We start from the raw sequence: 17006 nt of genomic DNA on the forward strand, positions 1-17006 counted from the left end.
CAAAATTTAAAACAAAACAATAAGTTATGATTTCAAAAAGCCTTTTTTTGTCAGCCGCTATGGCTTTAACATGTGGTCTTGGTTTTAGTCAGGACAAAAAACAACAAGACATAAAATCGATTAAATCTATGTGCGGTTGTTATGAAGTGAAATTTAATTTTACAGAAACCTTCTCATATCCAAAAGATTCTCTTACTTATAAACCATCTGAAACAAAACACGAATCTGCTTTAGAATGGGTGGAATTATTAGAAGATACTCCTAACAAAATTGTTATGCAGCATTTACTAATTGTAAGTGACGATATGATTATCAAACACTGGAGGCAAGACTGGCTATACGAAAACACAGACTTGTATTCTTTTAACAAAGGAACTTCTTGGAAATACAAAAAGCTAGACAAAAAAGCGGTTAAGGGACAATGGACTCAAAAAGTATATCAAGTAGATGACAGTCCGAGATATGAAGGATCTTCAACTTGGGTACACGTTGATGGACAAGATTACTGGGCAAACGTTGCTGATGCTCCGCTTCCTAGAAGAGAGCAGACAAAACGTAACGATTACAATGTTTTAAAAAGAAGAAATATTCACGAAATCACTGCTACAGGATGGAACCATGAGCAAGACAACGATAAATTGGTTCGTGACGATGCAGGAAAAGATGTTTTGTTAGCGCAAGAAAAAGGATTTGATGTTTACACTAAAGTTCCAGATGTTAAATGTATTGCTGCTCAAAAATGGTGGAAAGAAAACAATGCACTTTGGAAAAATGTTCGTGACAAATGGCAGACCCTTTTCGACAGACATAAAGATTTAAACTTAGAAGCTAAAGTAGACAGAAAAGCTCTTTACTCTCTATTATTTGATTTAAAACCAGATACTGCTAAAGCAGAAACAGATAAAATCATTGACAAATTTGTTAAGTAATTAGAATTAGTTGTTATTAAAAAAGCCGGAAGTTTTGAGACTTCCGGCTTTTTTAATGCTATATAAATTGTTTAATTTTTATCCCACCACACATTGGTTGTAACATTACTAACTACCGTAGCATTTGGATTATATTGTCTTTCATCAGATGGCGTTGGAAGCCTTAGAGGAATAAACTTTATATTTGATGATTGGTTTGGGTCTAACACAGGGAAACCAGTTCTTCTGTAATCATTATAGGGTTCCATAGTTAAGAAAAGAGCAAGATATTTTTGTTGGATAATTGTCTCTAAATTTACTGTAGCAGTTGCTGCCGATAAAAAATCTGTCGTTGCTGCACTACCAGTAACTTTTAATACAGATGCCGCTACTGCATCTTTTAATGATTGTGCTGCATCTTGTCCCAATCTAAATTTCGCTTCAGCTTCTATGAATTTGGCTTCTGCATATGTCACCAATCCAATTGAAGAAGTCGCACTCGCAAATGCAGGACCAATATAAGAAGATGAAGTAGTATCTAAATCATCTGCCGCGTTGCCTGTATAATTACCATTCTTGTCTTTAGCAATTGCAAATGACAATCTCGGATCATCAGACTCTTTTAAAGAGTTTACGAAATATGCTCCTGTTTTTAAGTAATTTGCACGACTATTTTCAAAGGCATACCATTGATTGAGACCGTTTGATGTTCCAGGGAAAAAAGTATTAGCATCATCGCCAATTGAACTTATTCCTGAAGCGGCAATATAACTTAATGCTTTTTGTGCTGCCTGCGAATCAACCTGTGTTAATCGTAAGGCATATCTTGCTTTCAAGACATAAGCAACTTGAATCCATTTTTTGGTATTTCCATTAAATATGTAATCGTCATCTCCAGGAACAGTAAGATTACTTGACTCTGTTTTTTGTAAGTTCACAATCGCATCATCCAAGATACTTTGCAATCTCTCATAAATTTCCTGCTGAGTATTATATTTAGGAGCTCTATTTCCTTGATCAGCTTTAAAAGCCTCATCATAAGGAACATCTCCCCAAAGATCAGTTGCATAACCCAAATTTATCGCGGTTAAAACTTGGCCAATACCATTATAGTAGGGATAATGAGTAGCAAAATCACGATTTAAGATATAACCATTCATTAAAGTTGTACTATACAAAGTATTCCATTCGTTATTTACATCCTGCTCGCTAATAAAGTAACGTTGAATATCTCCTAACTGCCCTACGCTTGTCCCAGCAAGATGCTGATCTAAAATATTTGAAGTTCTAATCAACCCAGTTGTATGTGTTGAAAAAGTAGAAACTTCCATTGCAGAAAGCAATAAACTCGGCGTAGTTGAAATAGATGAATTTGGATTCTCGTTAAAGTGGTCTAATTCAGATTGACAGCTTGTAAAAAGGCCAAAACCTATAGTGGCCAGAATTACACATTTTATATATTTTTTCATTTTTATTAATTTAGAATTTAAAATCCGACTTTAAGAGACATTATAAATGATTTACTTCCAGGATTATTAAAGTAATCTAATCCATTAATTTTTGAACCTGCTCCTGTTAAGCTCGTTTCTGGATCAACACCTTTGTAATTAGTATTTAGCCATAAATTTCTACCTGTAAATGACAGTTGAGCCGAATTAATAGCCGTGAATTTTTTCACATTAAAATCATAACTTAATGTAATATCACGAAGTCTTATCCAGTTCACATCTGTTACAGCTTCTTCTGCAGCCACCTCCACCATCTCCTAAGTATTTTTGGTAATAATTTTTAGCCGATATTGCAATATTATTTGGAGTTCCATCTTGTTTCACACCATCAATAATATAATTATGCTCTCTATCTGCAGAAGCTTCAGAAACACCAAAATTGTGTAATCTTGCCAGTGTACCATTATACACAACTCCACCGTGTCTAAAATCTAGCAATCCTGACAAAGTAACTCTCTTATAAGTAAATGTGTTTCTTAAACCTCCTGTCCATTTAGGAGCAGAATTCCCTAAATTTCCAGTTTCATCTGCTACTATTGGTAAACCATTAGATCCAATTATTTTTTGTCCATTTTCATCACGTTTCCATTTTGTTCCATAAAAACTTCCTAATGGTTGTCCTTTTACAGCATAATATCCAATAGAACCAAAAGCAGTTTCAATAGAAATCTCATCTAAGTTTCCGTATATGTCAGTCACTTTATTTTCGTTCTTAGACCAATTCAAATTAATATTCCATTGAAATGCATTATTTTTTTTGAAAATATCATAGCCAAGTTCAACCTCAATACCTTTATTAACCAATTCAGCCGCATTTTGGTAAACCAATGCATATCCGCTTGATTGCGGCAGTGGCAATTCTATTAATAAATCTTTAGATGTTTTGTAATATAGATTTAAATCGAATGAAAGGCGATTTTCTAAAAACTTAGTATTAAAACCAAGTTCATGTCCTAATACTCTTTCTGGTTTTAATTGTTGATTCCCTAAAACCCCCGAAACAGCCATACCGTTTACACCGTTGTAAGGAAAACTTAAACCATCTGTAAAACCATCTGTCATAAATGGCTGAGAAAATGTACTTATAGTGTAGTACGGTTGTGGAGCAATACACACTTCTCCATATCCGTAAGTCATTTTCATAAAGTTTATCCATTCTGGTAAATCAAAAGAGCTTGATAAAACCCATGAAGCAGAAGCAGCTGGGAATAAAGCGCTATTTGCATCTGTTCCATACGTAGAAGACCATTCTTTTCTAAGCGATCCTGTAATAAAAAGTTGATTCTTAACATCAAATTCTAATTGTCCAAACAAAGCTCTGGACATCACATTAGATTCTGCGTTTGATGCGTACAATTGTGTCGCATTTGACAAATTATAAAGATTTCTCACTGCAAGATCTTTTCCTCGAGAAAAAACATCTGTGTTCTGAGAAGAACGTAAATTAAGTCCGGCAGTATAATTTATCTTTAGCCATTCTGATTTTAAAGGCAATAATCCTGTTGCTATAAAATCACCATAAAATTGTTTGTTATTAATATTATTGAAAGCAACTTCTCCCATACCAGCAAGATTATCTCCATTAGATGAAATAGCATAAACTTGTTTTCGATAATCAGAATAAGTATCTATACCTCCTTTTGCAGTAAGGGACAACCAAGCTGCTGGCGAATAAGTAAGGTACATATTTCCAAAAACACGATTTACATCACTTGTCGCGGGATTTTCATTAACTGTAAAATATGGATTATCATACGAGTTATAATAGTTCATATTATTACCCTCTTCATCTTTATAGTTTCTTAGATCATAATTTGAAGGAGAACGAAGCAAACTTAACATTACACCAGAAGAGTTACTTCCATTTTGGGCTAATGTATTGGTTGTATGAGTATATTGCAAGCTACCACCTGTTTTCCATTTTTCATTTAATTTTAGATCTCCAACAACTCTTAAAGTATTTCTTTTTAATCCTGTTTCAGGAATCATACCTGTTTGTGTAACATTACCATATGATGCTCTATAAGTGGCTTTTTCATTACCACCATAAAAAGATATATTGTTTGTAAAGGTTAATCCTTCCTGAAAGAAATTCTTAACATTGTTATACATCGGAATATTTAATGACTCTGCTGAAGGTCCCCAGCTTTGAGGAGTGTTTGGATTTACAGCAGTCGCTGTGGCACTTGTACCTTGAACATATTTATTTTGTCTAGCAGGCAATTGACTAACATGATCAATCGCCAATGCAGTTGAGTAATCGATTCCTAAACTTTTTCCGCTTTTACCTTTTTTTGTTGTATAGATAATAACTCCGTTACCTGCTCTCTCACCGTATAATGCAGCCGCCGCTGGACCTTTAAGTACTGATACACTTTCGATATCATCAGGATTAATATCCAGTGCACGATTAGAGTTATTAATACCAGACAAGTTTGCATTAAATGGATTATCACCAGCACTAGTTTGACTTGTTGTATTGTCAATAGGAATACCATCAACAACAATCAGAGGATCTGAATTTCCTTTAATGGTATTTACTCCTCTAATGATTATTTTACTAGAAGCACCTGGCGTTCCACCAGTACCTATAACCTGAACACCGGCAGCTTTTCCAGCCAGCGCCTGCAAAACATTTTGTTCTCCAGACTTAGTTATTTCATCCGAAGTAATTTTTGAAACTGCATAACCCAATTTTTTTTCTTCTTTTTTAACTCCCAGTGCAGTTACAACAACCTCTTCTAATTGTTCTCCACCATCCTGCATTTTGACATTTACAGTAGACGAATTACCAACTGTAATAGATTGGTCTTTCATACCCATGTAAGAAAACACAATAACATCTCCTGTCTTGGCTTTAATTTTATACTTTCCATCAAAATCGGTTTGAACTCCATTGCTAGTTCCTTTTACAACAACATTCGCACCTGGAATTGGTCCGCTTCCATCCGATACAATTCCTGAAACTGCTTTTTCCTGTGCAAAAAATAATTGGACAGTAAACAAGAATACAAGAATTGCAAATCCTTTAATCTTTCTTTTCATTATAGTTAATTTGAATTAAGGGGCGCAACTTATAAAATTAATTTAATTTTAACAAGAATTTATTTCTTTTTAACAAGTAAAAATTAAAAGTTATTCTTACAATTAATCAGATGAAAATAAAAAAACCGCCTAAAATTAATTAGACGGTAATCCTTATTATTTCTCACTAAAAGGGTTACTAATTCAAAATAGTTAAAAATGAATATAAGGAGGTATTGTAATTTATTGTCTGTAATAATTGACAGCAGTTGGGGTGAAAGCTTCAAAAGTTATCTTTTTTCGAGCGCAAAATTAACACGAAAAATCATTAATTCATATACCGGCTCTTTATTGAGATAAAAAAATGTCTTATTCTGATACTTTTGATTTTTTTAGGGGCTGTTCTTAAAACAAAAAGCCGATAGCTATAACTATCGGCTTTTTTTGCATTTTAAATTTAAAGATGAATCTTTCAAACAATATTATTTTGCTTCTGCACACTCAGAATATGAGATGGCATGCTTTGTCAAGTCTGTCCATTTTGGCTCAGGATTTGCAGCAATTACTTTCTCACAGCCTCCCCATAATGGCACAAATTCTTTTTTATATTCCTTTTTCTTAAGCAAAAATGCTGGTGAATCTTTTTTGGCAACATAGTAAGATTTAGCATCTCCCCCAACAAACTTTACACCGCCAACTCCTAAAGAAGCAGTCTCTTTTGCGTGCGGATCACAGTAGATTTTAAATTCTTTACTAAACCCAGGGTTTAAAAGCTGCATTAATAATTTCGAATTTTTCTTTTTGATTTTTACATCAGCAGTTTCAAAATATGCGTAACCTTCTTTTATATATTCTTGGTTCAATTTATCATCGCTCCACTTTTGATAATCTGAAATAAAGTCTAGTTTTTTAGTCAGGTTATCAAGTCCGCTTGGCGGTAAATACATAAACTTAATATCTTCTGGTTTTAGTTTGTGTTTTTTTCCTGCTGCGTCTTGCAATTTAATGTATTCAATTAATCCTTTGTCTCTGTCGATATCACGAATAGTTCCGCTAATTTCAGTTCCATCAGCCAAAGTGATATAAGCTGTTTTGTTGTGTGAAAATCCATAAGATGGAGCAATTAAATCTTGTGCGTTCATTGCTGTAAAAGCAAAAAAGAGCATCATTAATAGTAAAGGTTTTTTAATCATGTTTTTGGGTTTAAAATTTTGCCTACTCTTACGATTTTCAGCTTCCTCGATTATTTTTTTTAACAGTAAAAATGAAAAAAAGCTTATATTCGTTAGCTTTATCAACTATAATTATCAATAAATTTCTTACTGTAAACATAATTATAAAAACCATATATCCAAATGATATTTTCTGTTTTTTACACGAAAATTCATTCACCAAAATTCTTAACCTTTTGGTAATAATAACTTTGATTTTCTCTAAACTTTACCGCAAAAAAAAGAGCCGATAACTGAATAGTTATCGGCTCTTTTAAATATTTATAAATAATTACATTCTCTCCGGCACTTCGATTCCTAATAAATGGAATGCAGATTTTATTACCTCAGCTACCTTTTGAGAAAGCTGAACTCTGAATATTTTTTTAGTTAAATCTACTTCTCCTAAAATATGAACAGATTGATAGAACGAATTATATTCTTTTACTAAATCGTAAGTATAATTAGCAATCAAAGCTGGACTATGATTTTGAGCCGCATTTTGAATTACTTCTGGGAAAAGTTCGATTTGTTTTACCAATTCTTTTTCTTTTTCATGAAGTTCTTCTATTTCAGTTTTAGCTGTAAAATCAAAATCTGCTTTACGAATTATTGACTGAATTCTCGCGTATGTATATTGAATAAACGGCCCTGTATTTCCAGCAAAATCAACAGACTCTTCTGGATTAAACAAAATACGTTTTTTAGGATCTACTTTTAAAATGTAATATTTCAAAGCACCTAAACCAATTGTTTTGTACAATTTCGCTTTTTCTTCGTCAGAATAGCTGTCTAGTTTTCCTAAATCTTCAGAAATTTGTTTTGCTGTATCTGTCATGTCCTGCATTAAATCATCTGCATCTACAACAGTTCCTTCACGGCTTTTCATTTTTCCAGAAGGTAAATCAACCATTCCGTATGATAAATGATATAAGCTTGAAGCCCAGTCAAAACCTAATTTTTTCAAGATTAAGAACAATACTTTAAAGTGGTAATCTTGTTCGTTACCAACCGTATAAACCATTCCGCCAACATCTGGCATATCTTTTACACGCTGAATTGCCGTTCCAATATCCTGTGTCATATAAACAGCAGTTCCGTCAGAACGTAATACAATTTTACGGTCAAGACCTTCATCTGTTAAATCAATCCAAACTGAACCGTCAGGATCTTTTTCGAAAACACCTTTATCTAAACCAACTTGAACAACATCTTTTCCTAATAAGTAAGTGTTGCTTTCGTAGTAATATTTATCAAAATTAACTCCAAGATTTGTATAAGTAGTTGCAAAACCTTCATACACCCATTCGTTCATTTTTTTCCAAAGCGCAATAACTTCTTCATCTCCAGCTTCCCATTTCTTAAGCATATCTTGCGCTTCTATAATAATCGGCGCTTGTTTTTTAGCTTCTTCTTCTGTTTTACCAGTTTCAATTAAACCGTTAATTTCAGATTTATATGCTTTGTCAAATTCTACGTAATATTTACCAACCAATTTATCTCCTTTTAAACCAGAAGATTCTGGAGTTTCTCCGTTTCCGAATTTTTCCCAAGCCAGCATTGACTTACAAATATGAATTCCCCTATCGTTGATAATTTGAGTTTTGTATACTTTTTTGCCAGATGCTTTTAAAATTTCGGCAACAGAATATCCTAACAAGTTGTTACGAACATGACCTAAGTGCAGTGGTTTATTGGTATTTGGTGAAGAATATTCTACCATCACGGCTTTCTCTGCAGGGTTTGGAGTTACATACCCAAATTGCTTGTTATCTTTTATTCCGTTAAAGAAATTTAGATAATAACTATCTGAAATTACGATATTCAAAAAACCTGAAACTACGTTAAAGCGCGCCACTTCAGAAACATTTTCAACTAAATAATTTCCAATTTTATTTCCTAATTCGGCTGGATTACTTTTAATCACTTTTAGCAGTGGAAAAATTACCATTGTAATATCGCCTTCAAACTCTTTTCTAGTAGTTTGAAACTCAATTTTATCAATCGTAACATCAAATAATGCTTGTATTGCTTTTTGTATAGAAGGTGTAAGAATTTGTGGTAATGACATGTAAACTTATTTTAAAGTGAGCAAAGATACTGCTTATTCATCAATTAGAGAAAATCAAAAACATATAAAATTCAGGAAAAGAGTTTGAATTTGATAAAAAACCTGCATTTTCAATTGTTAAAATTATCAAAAAATCAAAAGCATAATCTCCTACAAAACAGGGCATGAGATTTTTTTTGTGTTTTTTTTCACAATTTCTTGTAACATATCCAACACAAAAGAGTCTTAATAGAGACTTCAAATTTATTTTGAAGCATCAAAAAGAAAAAAACTAACAAACAAAATCATCATCAATCAAATCAAAATAATCAACAAGAAAATCATGAAATTAAAATTCTTTCTGTTCGCGTTATTGGGGGTAATCGCAACAGCACAAGCTCAGAATACAGGAAGTATTTCTGGAAAAATTACCGAAAAGTCAAACAGTGCACCAATTTCTTATGCAACTGTTTCAATTAAAGAAAATGGAAAAATTGTTTCTGGTGTGAATACAGATGACAATGGGGACTTTTCATTTAAAAACATTGCTTTGAAAAGCTATACAATCGAAATTCAATACATCGGATTTAGAAAATATATTGGATCTGTTATTTTAAGCGAAAATAAAAAAGCTGCGACTGTAAATGTTTCTCTTGAAGAAGAGGCAACACAGCTTAAAGGCGTAAATATTGTTGCTGAACGTTCTACAATCGAACAAAAAATCGATAGAAAAGTGGTTAATGTTGGTAAAGATTTAACAACAGCAGGAGCTTCTGCTTCTGACATTATGAATAATATTCCTTCTGTGAATGTGGATCAGGATGGAAAACTTTCGCTTCGCGGAAATGATAATGTTCGTGTATTAATTGACGGACGTCCTTCTAATATTGACCCTGCTCAGTTATTAAAGCAAATTCCGTCAACTTCTATCAAAAAAATTGAGTTAATTACCAATCCAAGTGCAAAATACAATCCAGAAGGAATGTCTGGAATTATCAATATTATTTTGCACAAAAATGCTAATACTGGTTTTAACGGAAGTTACAGCGGAGGAATCACTTTTGGACAAACTGCAAAATACAATCAGTCTTTAGATTTGAACTACAAAACAGGAAAAGTAAATTTCTTTGGTAATGTGGGACAAAATTTTGGAACGTATTATAATGATGGATTAATTAGAAGATTTGATCAAGATATCGTTCAAAAAATTGATGTGATCAATGATAATGATTCTTATTTATACAAAATAGGAATGGATTATTTAATTGATGATCATAACACATTGTCTATTTACACTAACCAAAATAAAAATACAGGAAAAGGTTTTGTAGATACTGACATTGATTATAACAATGTAACGAATTCAGACATTTCGAATATTTTTCAAAAATCGAGATATTGGGGACCAGACCAAGTTGGGACTTACAATTTAGCATACAAACATATCTTTAAAAAAGAAGGACATACTTTAGATTTTGAAGCAAATTACAGCGATAATAAAGAAACTCAAAACGCTTCTTTTGATACTCAAACAACTCATACTGACAATACAAGTTCAAATGTTGTGTATAATGATTTCTTGAAAGGAACTCGTAAACTAAGCACTGTAAATATTGACTATGTTAATCCGTTAAACGAAAAAACAACTCTTGAAGCTGGAGCAGAAGCAAGAATTACAAGAACTGGGAATGATTATATTACGGGCAATCCTCTGCTTCCTGTAGAAGCTCAGACTTCTAATTATACTTATGATACTGATATTTATTCTGCTTATGTAACGTTTGGTCAGAAATTTAAAAAATTAAGCTATCAGGTAGGTGCTCGTTTTGAGAGTTATAAAGTTGAAACTAACTTAAATCATGGCAAGGATAAATTTGATGACGATTACATTACATTGTATCCTTCTGCATATTTAACTTATAATTTAAACGAAAAGAATACTTTACAATTCAGCTATAGCCGCCGTGTTGACCGTCCAAGTTTAGAACAGACAAAACCAATTCGAGAGTTTGCTACTCCATTAGTTACTTCATTAGGAAACCCTGAATTAAGACCTCAGTTTACAAATTCTGTAGAAGTAAATTATACTAAAACATTCGAAAAAGGAAGTTTTACTGCTGGTGTTTTTGTGAGAAGCATTAATGACCAGATCAGCAGAATTTTATATCCAGATCCTGCAGACGCAAGTAAAGAAAAGCAAATTATGTCTTATACAAACTTTGATCATAATACGTCTTATGGATTTGAAGCTTCTTTCAATTATAAAATTACAAAATGGTGGGACATTCAACCATCGATTGATTTTTCTAGCATTAATCAAGAAGGAATTGTTTATAAATACGTAGCAGGCGGCCAAAGTGAGCCAGAGCAGAAAACGGTTACTGTTGCCGCTTTTAATGGGCGTATGAATTCAAATTTTAAAGTAAACAAACGTTTAAGCTTTTTACTATTTGGTTTTTACAGAGGTGCCGTTGATGGATTGCAAAACAACAGCCACGAAATGTATAAAATGGATATTGGATCACGTTACACTTTGTTAGACAACAAAATGAATATTAGTGTACGTTTTAATGACGTTTTCAACACCATGAAATATGCTTTTGATACTATGTCTCCTTATCCGCAGGCAGGTCAGTTTAAATGGGAAAGCCAAACTGTTTATGTAGGTTTGACATACAACTTTGGAGGTGCTAAAATCAAAAACCTTCAACGTAAACAAAGAGAAGACAATACTAATAAAGATGGAGGCGGAATGTTCTAACAGCCCTTCAAAAAAAGATTTTTTGAATAATTTTTGAATAATTTTTTGTAGAGAAAAAGTCTGGAGATGCCACTCCAGACTTTTTTTGTTTATTAAAATACTATAAAAAGTTACGAAGTTCCTTTATCTCTTCAGGGTTTGCGATCTCAGAATCATCTGTTATAGCTGATGAATGATAAAAAGTGATGTCTAGTTTTTCTTGTAATAATTTTATATTTGAAGATCTTAAGCCGCCGCCAGGCATGATTTCTATTCTATCTCCAGCAAGTTTTTGAAGTTTCTCTAAAGTCCAGATTCCTTCTGTAACATTTATGCCCTGTCCAGAAGTTAAGATTGTCTTGAAACCGCAGTCGATCACATCTTCAAGTGATTTCTCTACATCTTTTACAACATCAAAAGCACGGTGAAATGTACAAGAAAGCGGATGTGCCAAATGCACTAATTCTTTATTTTGTTTTTTATTTACTTTTCCGTTTTCTTTCAAAATTCCGAAAACAAAACCATCAACTCCCAATTTTTTAAATTGTTTTATATCTTGTTTCATTTCTATAAGTTCATCATCAGAATAAACAAAATTGCCGCCTCGAGGTCTAATAATTACATGCATTTTAATATTTAAGCTCTCACGGACTTTTACCACCAATATAGAATTTGGCGTTGTTCCTCCAAGTTTCATGTTTTCACACAGTTCAATTCTGTCCGCGCCATTTTCTTGTGCAATTAGTGCAGATTCGTAATTAAAACAAGCTATTTCGAGTTGATTTTTTTTCATTGGATTTGATTATTAAAAGGGCTTCAATTCAGTTGGTCAGCAAAAATATTTTTACAACTTGTAACCCGACTGTCATCCTGAGCGAAGTCGAAGGCTAATTTACTACTAAACGTCCTTTTTATAAAAATTTTTATGACTTGTTTTATTTAAACATTGTGAAAATTTTTTCAAATCTTCCCACTTATCATTTATGATTGCTTCTTTCTTTTTTCTGCTCCAGCCTTTTACTTGTTTCTCAAATGCAATGGCTTGATTTACATCATTAAACTCTGTACAAAAAACCAACTCCAAAGGTCTTTTATTGAAAGTGTAACATTCTTTATTCAATCCGTAATTATGTTCATCAAATCTTCGTTCAATATTATTTGTAAATCCCGTATAATAACTATTATCAGAACATTTTAATATGTAGACGTAATATCTTTTCATTTTATTTAAATTATATCAATTAACCAAACTTTAAAAGTAGGAAAATATTTCTTTTTTTTAATGTTAGCCGCCAATTGTCAGGCTGAGCGGAGTCGAAGCCCACTCCTATTAGTGTACCTTGAACTCAAGCAACAATATTTAGGAAAGAAGTTAAAAGTTGCCAATAAAAAACTGGGCTTCGACTCCGCTCAGCCTGACAAACTGTTCAAACTTTTCTTTTGTAATGCTATTCGAATGTCACCTTGAGCGAAGTCGAAGGGCGTTTCTATTGGGATGAAGCTTCGACTTCGCTCAGCCTGACAAACTGTTCGAACTTTTCTTTTGTAATGCTATTCGAATGTCACCCTGAGCGAAGTCGAGGGGCTTTTATATTGGGATGAGGCTTCGACCTCGCTCAGCCTGACAAATGGGTATAAAAAAACCTGCTCCAAAAAGAGCAGGTTTTAAAATATAATGTAAGATGAATTAAATTACCATTTAATAATAGCGCTCGCCCAAGTAAAGCCACTTCCGAAAGCTGCTAAAACAACAGTATCTCCAGATTTGATTTTTCCTTCTTCCCAAGCTTCTGTCAAAGCAATAGGAATAGAGGCTGCTGTTGTATTTCCGTATTTTTGAATGTTATTATGAACTTGATCATCAGTCAATTTGAATTTGTTTTGAATGAATTGTGAAATTCTCAAATTCGCCTGATGTGGAATCAACATATCAATATCTGAAACCTGAAGACCATTTGCTTCTAATCCTTCATTGATTACTTCTGCGAAACGAACTACAGCATTTTTAAACACAAATTGTCCATTCATGTACGGATAATAACTTTCGTCGTTTGGATCATTATCAGCCAAAATATCTGTTACCCAGCGTGCGCCCATTCCGGGAGCCTGCAAAGCCAATTCTTCGGCATGCTGTCCTTCAGAATGCAAATGAGTAGAAAGAATTCCTTTTGTTAAATCTTCTTCACGGCTTAAAACTGCTGCTCCTGCTCCATCTCCAAAAATCACCGAAACACCGCGTCCGCGAGTTGTCATATCTAATCCTGTTGAATGAACCTCTGAACCAATAACTAAAATGTTTTTATACATTCCAGTTTTAATATATTGATCTGCAACAGAAATTGCATAAACAAAACCAGAACATTGATTTCTAACATCTAAAGCTCCAACAGTTCTTAAACCTAAATCTCTTTGCACCAAAACTCCTGGTCCTGGAAAATAATAATCTGGACTTAGTGTAGCAAAAACTACAAAATCAATATCTTCTTTGGCAACGCCAGAACGCTCGATTGCAATTTTAGCTGCTTTAACTCCCATCGAAGTTGTGGTGTCTTCTCCACGAATAATGTGCCTTCTTTCCTGAATTCCTGTTCTTTCCTGAATCCATTCATCATTGGTATCCATTATCTTAGACAAATCATCGTTAGTCACCACATTTGAAGGAACATAGTATCCTAAGCCTGCTATTTTTGAATGATACATATTGTATTGTTATTTGTTTGAAAATTTAGAATGCAAATTTACGTATACTTTAAAATATAAGAGTACAAATTACTCTTTTTTTCGTTATTAGCAATTTTATATACTTTAATTATAAGACTGCTTAAATACAATTACTTCTCAAAAAGATAATCTTTACACTCAATTTTTGAATAAAATGAAAAATACTATCCAAAATGTAACAGGATATAAATATCTTAGACAAACATTTTGAATACTATTTTTAAACCCATAAAATTCAAATTATGAAATTAAAGGTTACTTTGTTCTTACTTTTCAGCTTTGGTTTTTCCTCTTTTGCCCAAGAGAATTTAACCTACCAAAAGCCTTCTAAATCTATTTTAGATCTAGCCGATTATCAAAGAGCTCCAACAGTATCTATGGATACCAAAAAAGAAAACATGCTCTTGATGTATCGAAACACTTATAAAACACTTGATGATTTAAATCAGGAAGAGGTTCGTTTAGCCGGTTTAAGAATTAATCCTATTACTAATATTTCGAGTACTGTAACTTATCTCAACAATCTTAAGCTGCGAAAAGTAAGCGGTAAAGAGGAAGTTCAGGTTGCAGGTCTTCCAGAAAATCCGAAAATTACAAATATACTTTGGTCGCCAAATGACAAAAAGATTTTATTCTCTCACACTGCAAATTCTGGTGTAGAACTTTGGGTTTTAGACGTTGCTTCGGCGCAAGCCAAAAAACTTACAGCAGCAACTGTAAATGCAAATCTTGGAAATCCTTTCAGCTGGTTTTCAGACAATGAAACGATTTTGGTAAAAATGCTTCCTAAAAACAGACCTGCTCTTTTAGATTCTAAAAAAGATTTACCAACTGGACCAATAGTTTCCACTACTTCTGGAGAAAAATCTCAAAACAGAACGTATCCTGATATGTTGAAAAACAAAAATGATGAAGCTAATTTTGAAAACAGTATTACATCTGAATTGTATAAGGTGAAATTAAACGGAGAAGCTGTCTTGTTTAAAGAGGCTGCCATGTTTGCGGGAGAGAGAATTTCGCCAGATGGCAACTACATTATGCTGACTACAATTCAGAAACCATTTTCTTATGTTGTGCCTTTAAACAGATTTCCCTCTACAACTACTGTTTATGATATAAGTGGAAAAGAGATTAAAGTCGTAAACGAAGTTCCTTTAAACGAAATTATGCCAAAAGGTTTTATGGCCGTTAGAAAAGGTAAAAGAGAAATGGCTTGGAGAAATGATAAACCATCGACTTTAATGTATGTAACTGCTTTAGACCAAGGAGATCCTGCCAACAAAGTTGACTTTAGAGACGAAGTTTTTCTTTGGGATGCGCCTTTCGAAAAACAACCTTCTTCATTAGTAAAAACACCACAGCGTTTTAATGATATTACTTGGGGGAATGATAATCTTGCTGTTGTTTCTGATGAATGGTATGATACTAGAAACACGAAAACTTATTTAATAAATCCATCAAATCCAAGTCAGCAGCCAAAAGTAATTACAGATCGAAATTCACAAGATGTATATTCAGATCCAGGTGTTTTTGAAACTAGAAAAAATCAATACAATAAATATGTTCTGGCACTTGAAAAAGATAACCTTTACAGAATTGGAGAAGGATATACAAAAGAAGGACAATTCCCTTTTATAGACGAATTTAACACAAAGACTTTACAAAAAAAGCGTATCTATACGTCGACTTACAAAGATAAAAAAGAGGAGATTTTAGAAATTGAAGATTATAAAACTGGAAAAGTTTTAGTTCAAATTCAATCAAAAACTGAATATCCAAATTATTATTTTAGAAATATTAAAAAACAAAATAGTTTAACCCCAATTACTGCTTTTAAAAATCTGTTTGAAAGCATTAAAAATGTTAGTAAGGAAGTAATAAAATACAAACGTAAAGATGGATTGGAACTTTCTGGAACTTTATATCTTCCTGCTGGTTATGATAAAACCAAAAAGGAAAAACTTCCATTATTAATTTGGGCTTATCCGGCTGAATATAAAGACCGAAACAGTGCTTCGCAGTCTACTCAAAATTCAAATGAATTTACATTCCCGTATTATGGATCGTTTGTTTATTGGGTAACTAAAGGATATGTTGTTTTAGATGATGCGGCTTTTCCTATCATTGGAGAAGGAAATACAGAACCAAATGATAATTTTATTTCGCAATTAGTAGATAATGCCGCGGCCGCAATTGATGCAGTTGATGCTTTAGGTTATATAAATCGTAAAAAAGTTGCTGTGGGCGGACATTCGTATGGTGCATTTATGACAGCAAATTTATTGACACATTCTAATTTATTTGCCTGCGGAATTGCAAGAAGCGGTGCTTACAACAGAACTCTGACTCCGTTTGGTTTTCAAAGTGAACAGCGTAATTATTGGGAAGTACCTGAAGTTTACAATACAATGTCTCCTTTTATGAATGCAGAAAAAATGAAAACTCCAATTTTATTGGTTCATGGTGAAGCCGACAATAATCCAGGAACTTTTACATTGCAGACAGAACGCTACTTTCAAGCTTTAAAAGGTTTGGGAGCTCCAGCAAGAATGGTTATTCTGCCAAAAGAATCACATAGTTATGTTGCAAAAGAAAATATTTTACACCTGCTTTGGGAACAAGATCAGTTTTTAGAAAAATATTTAAAAAATTAATACCTCATTAATTCCAAAAAATAAACCCGACAGGTTTTAAAAACCTGTCGGGTTTAATCTAAATTATTTTCTATTAAAAACATTCCATAGGAATGTCTGATTGGTAGAACCGATTATGAATCGAAAAATATTACGTTCCGCAGGAACGTTTGATTAATTATACAAACATTTATTCCGACAAAAACAGGTG

At 33.0% G+C, this 17006-nt stretch carries 11 protein-coding genes; 3 read left to right on the plus strand and 8 right to left on the minus strand.

Translation table 11 applies throughout. The features are described 5' to 3' along the window. Positions 1 to 26: 26 nt before the first annotated feature. Positions 27 to 929: a DUF6607 family protein gene (locus QE431_RS18685; protein WP_307299064.1), complete on the plus strand. Its 903-nt coding sequence runs from the start codon at positions 27 to 29 to the stop codon at positions 927 to 929. Positions 930 to 1000: 71 nt separating this feature from the next. Here the strand turns inward: QE431_RS18685 and QE431_RS18690 are convergent, their stop codons facing one another. The 5 genes from QE431_RS18690 to argS all read right to left on the minus strand — a co-directional run bounded on the left by QE431_RS18690 (position 1001) and on the right by argS (position 8722). Beyond that, positions 1001 to 2377: a SusD/RagB family nutrient-binding outer membrane lipoprotein gene (locus QE431_RS18690; protein ID WP_307299067.1), complete on the minus strand. Its 1377-nt coding sequence runs from the start codon at positions 2375 to 2377 to the stop codon at positions 1001 to 1003. A gap of 17 nt (positions 2378 to 2394) precedes the next feature. Further along, positions 2395 to 2670 carry a hypothetical protein gene (locus QE431_RS18695; RefSeq protein ID WP_307299069.1) on the minus strand — a complete coding sequence of 92 codons (276 nt, stop codon included), beginning with the start codon at positions 2668 to 2670 and terminating at the stop codon, positions 2395 to 2397. Then, on the minus strand, positions 2612 to 5461 hold the full coding sequence (locus QE431_RS18700) for a SusC/RagA family TonB-linked outer membrane protein (protein WP_307299073.1): 2850 nt from the start codon (positions 5459 to 5461) through the stop codon (positions 2612 to 2614). Before QE431_RS18700 ends, QE431_RS18695 begins: the two co-directional genes overlap by 59 nt. 461 nt (positions 5462 to 5922) lie before the next feature. After that, positions 5923 to 6633 (minus strand): hypothetical protein, encoded by a 711-nt coding sequence (locus QE431_RS18705; RefSeq protein WP_307299076.1) that lies wholly within the window; start codon positions 6631 to 6633, stop codon positions 5923 to 5925. A 310-nt stretch (positions 6634 to 6943) separates the two neighbouring features. Further along, positions 6944 to 8722, minus strand: a complete 1779-nt coding sequence (gene argS / locus QE431_RS18710) for an arginine--tRNA ligase (protein WP_307299079.1) — start codon at positions 8720 to 8722, stop codon at positions 6944 to 6946. Between the two features lie 322 nt (positions 8723 to 9044). Between argS and QE431_RS18715 the strand changes: the two genes are divergently transcribed. Continuing rightward, the gene (locus QE431_RS18715; protein WP_307299081.1) at positions 9045 to 11462 is read left to right on the plus strand and encodes a TonB-dependent receptor domain-containing protein; all 2418 of its coding nucleotides are present in this window, start codon (positions 9045 to 9047) and stop codon (positions 11460 to 11462) included. A gap of 100 nt (positions 11463 to 11562) precedes the next feature. Here QE431_RS18715 and QE431_RS18720 read toward each other — a convergent pair whose 3' ends face one another. From QE431_RS18720 to QE431_RS18730, 3 genes are all read right to left on the minus strand, one after another. Next, the gene (locus tag QE431_RS18720) at positions 11563 to 12234 is read right to left on the minus strand and encodes a copper homeostasis protein CutC (RefSeq protein WP_281866640.1); all 672 of its coding nucleotides are present in this window, start codon (positions 12232 to 12234) and stop codon (positions 11563 to 11565) included. Positions 12235 to 12339: 105 nt separating this feature from the next. Next, complete coding sequence (locus QE431_RS18725; protein WP_057114827.1) at positions 12340 to 12663, minus strand: GIY-YIG nuclease family protein; 324 nt, start codon at positions 12661 to 12663, stop codon at positions 12340 to 12342. Positions 12664 to 13133: 470 nt separating this feature from the next. Then, entirely contained in the window at positions 13134 to 14141 is a 1008-nt protein-coding gene (locus tag QE431_RS18730; protein WP_057114829.1) for a 3-oxoacyl-ACP synthase III family protein, read from the minus strand. Positions 14142 to 14404: 263 nt separating this feature from the next. On the opposite strand from QE431_RS18730, the gene QE431_RS18735 reads away from it, so the two are divergent. Continuing rightward, the gene (locus QE431_RS18735) at positions 14405 to 16816 is read left to right on the plus strand and encodes a S9 family peptidase (protein WP_307299088.1); all 2412 of its coding nucleotides are present in this window, start codon (positions 14405 to 14407) and stop codon (positions 16814 to 16816) included. The last annotated feature ends 190 nt before the right edge of the window (positions 16817 to 17006 follow it).

The organism is Flavobacterium sp. SORGH_AS_0622 (assembly GCF_030818825.1).
In the GTDB taxonomy this organism is placed as follows: Bacteria; Bacteroidota; Bacteroidia; order Flavobacteriales; family Flavobacteriaceae; genus Flavobacterium.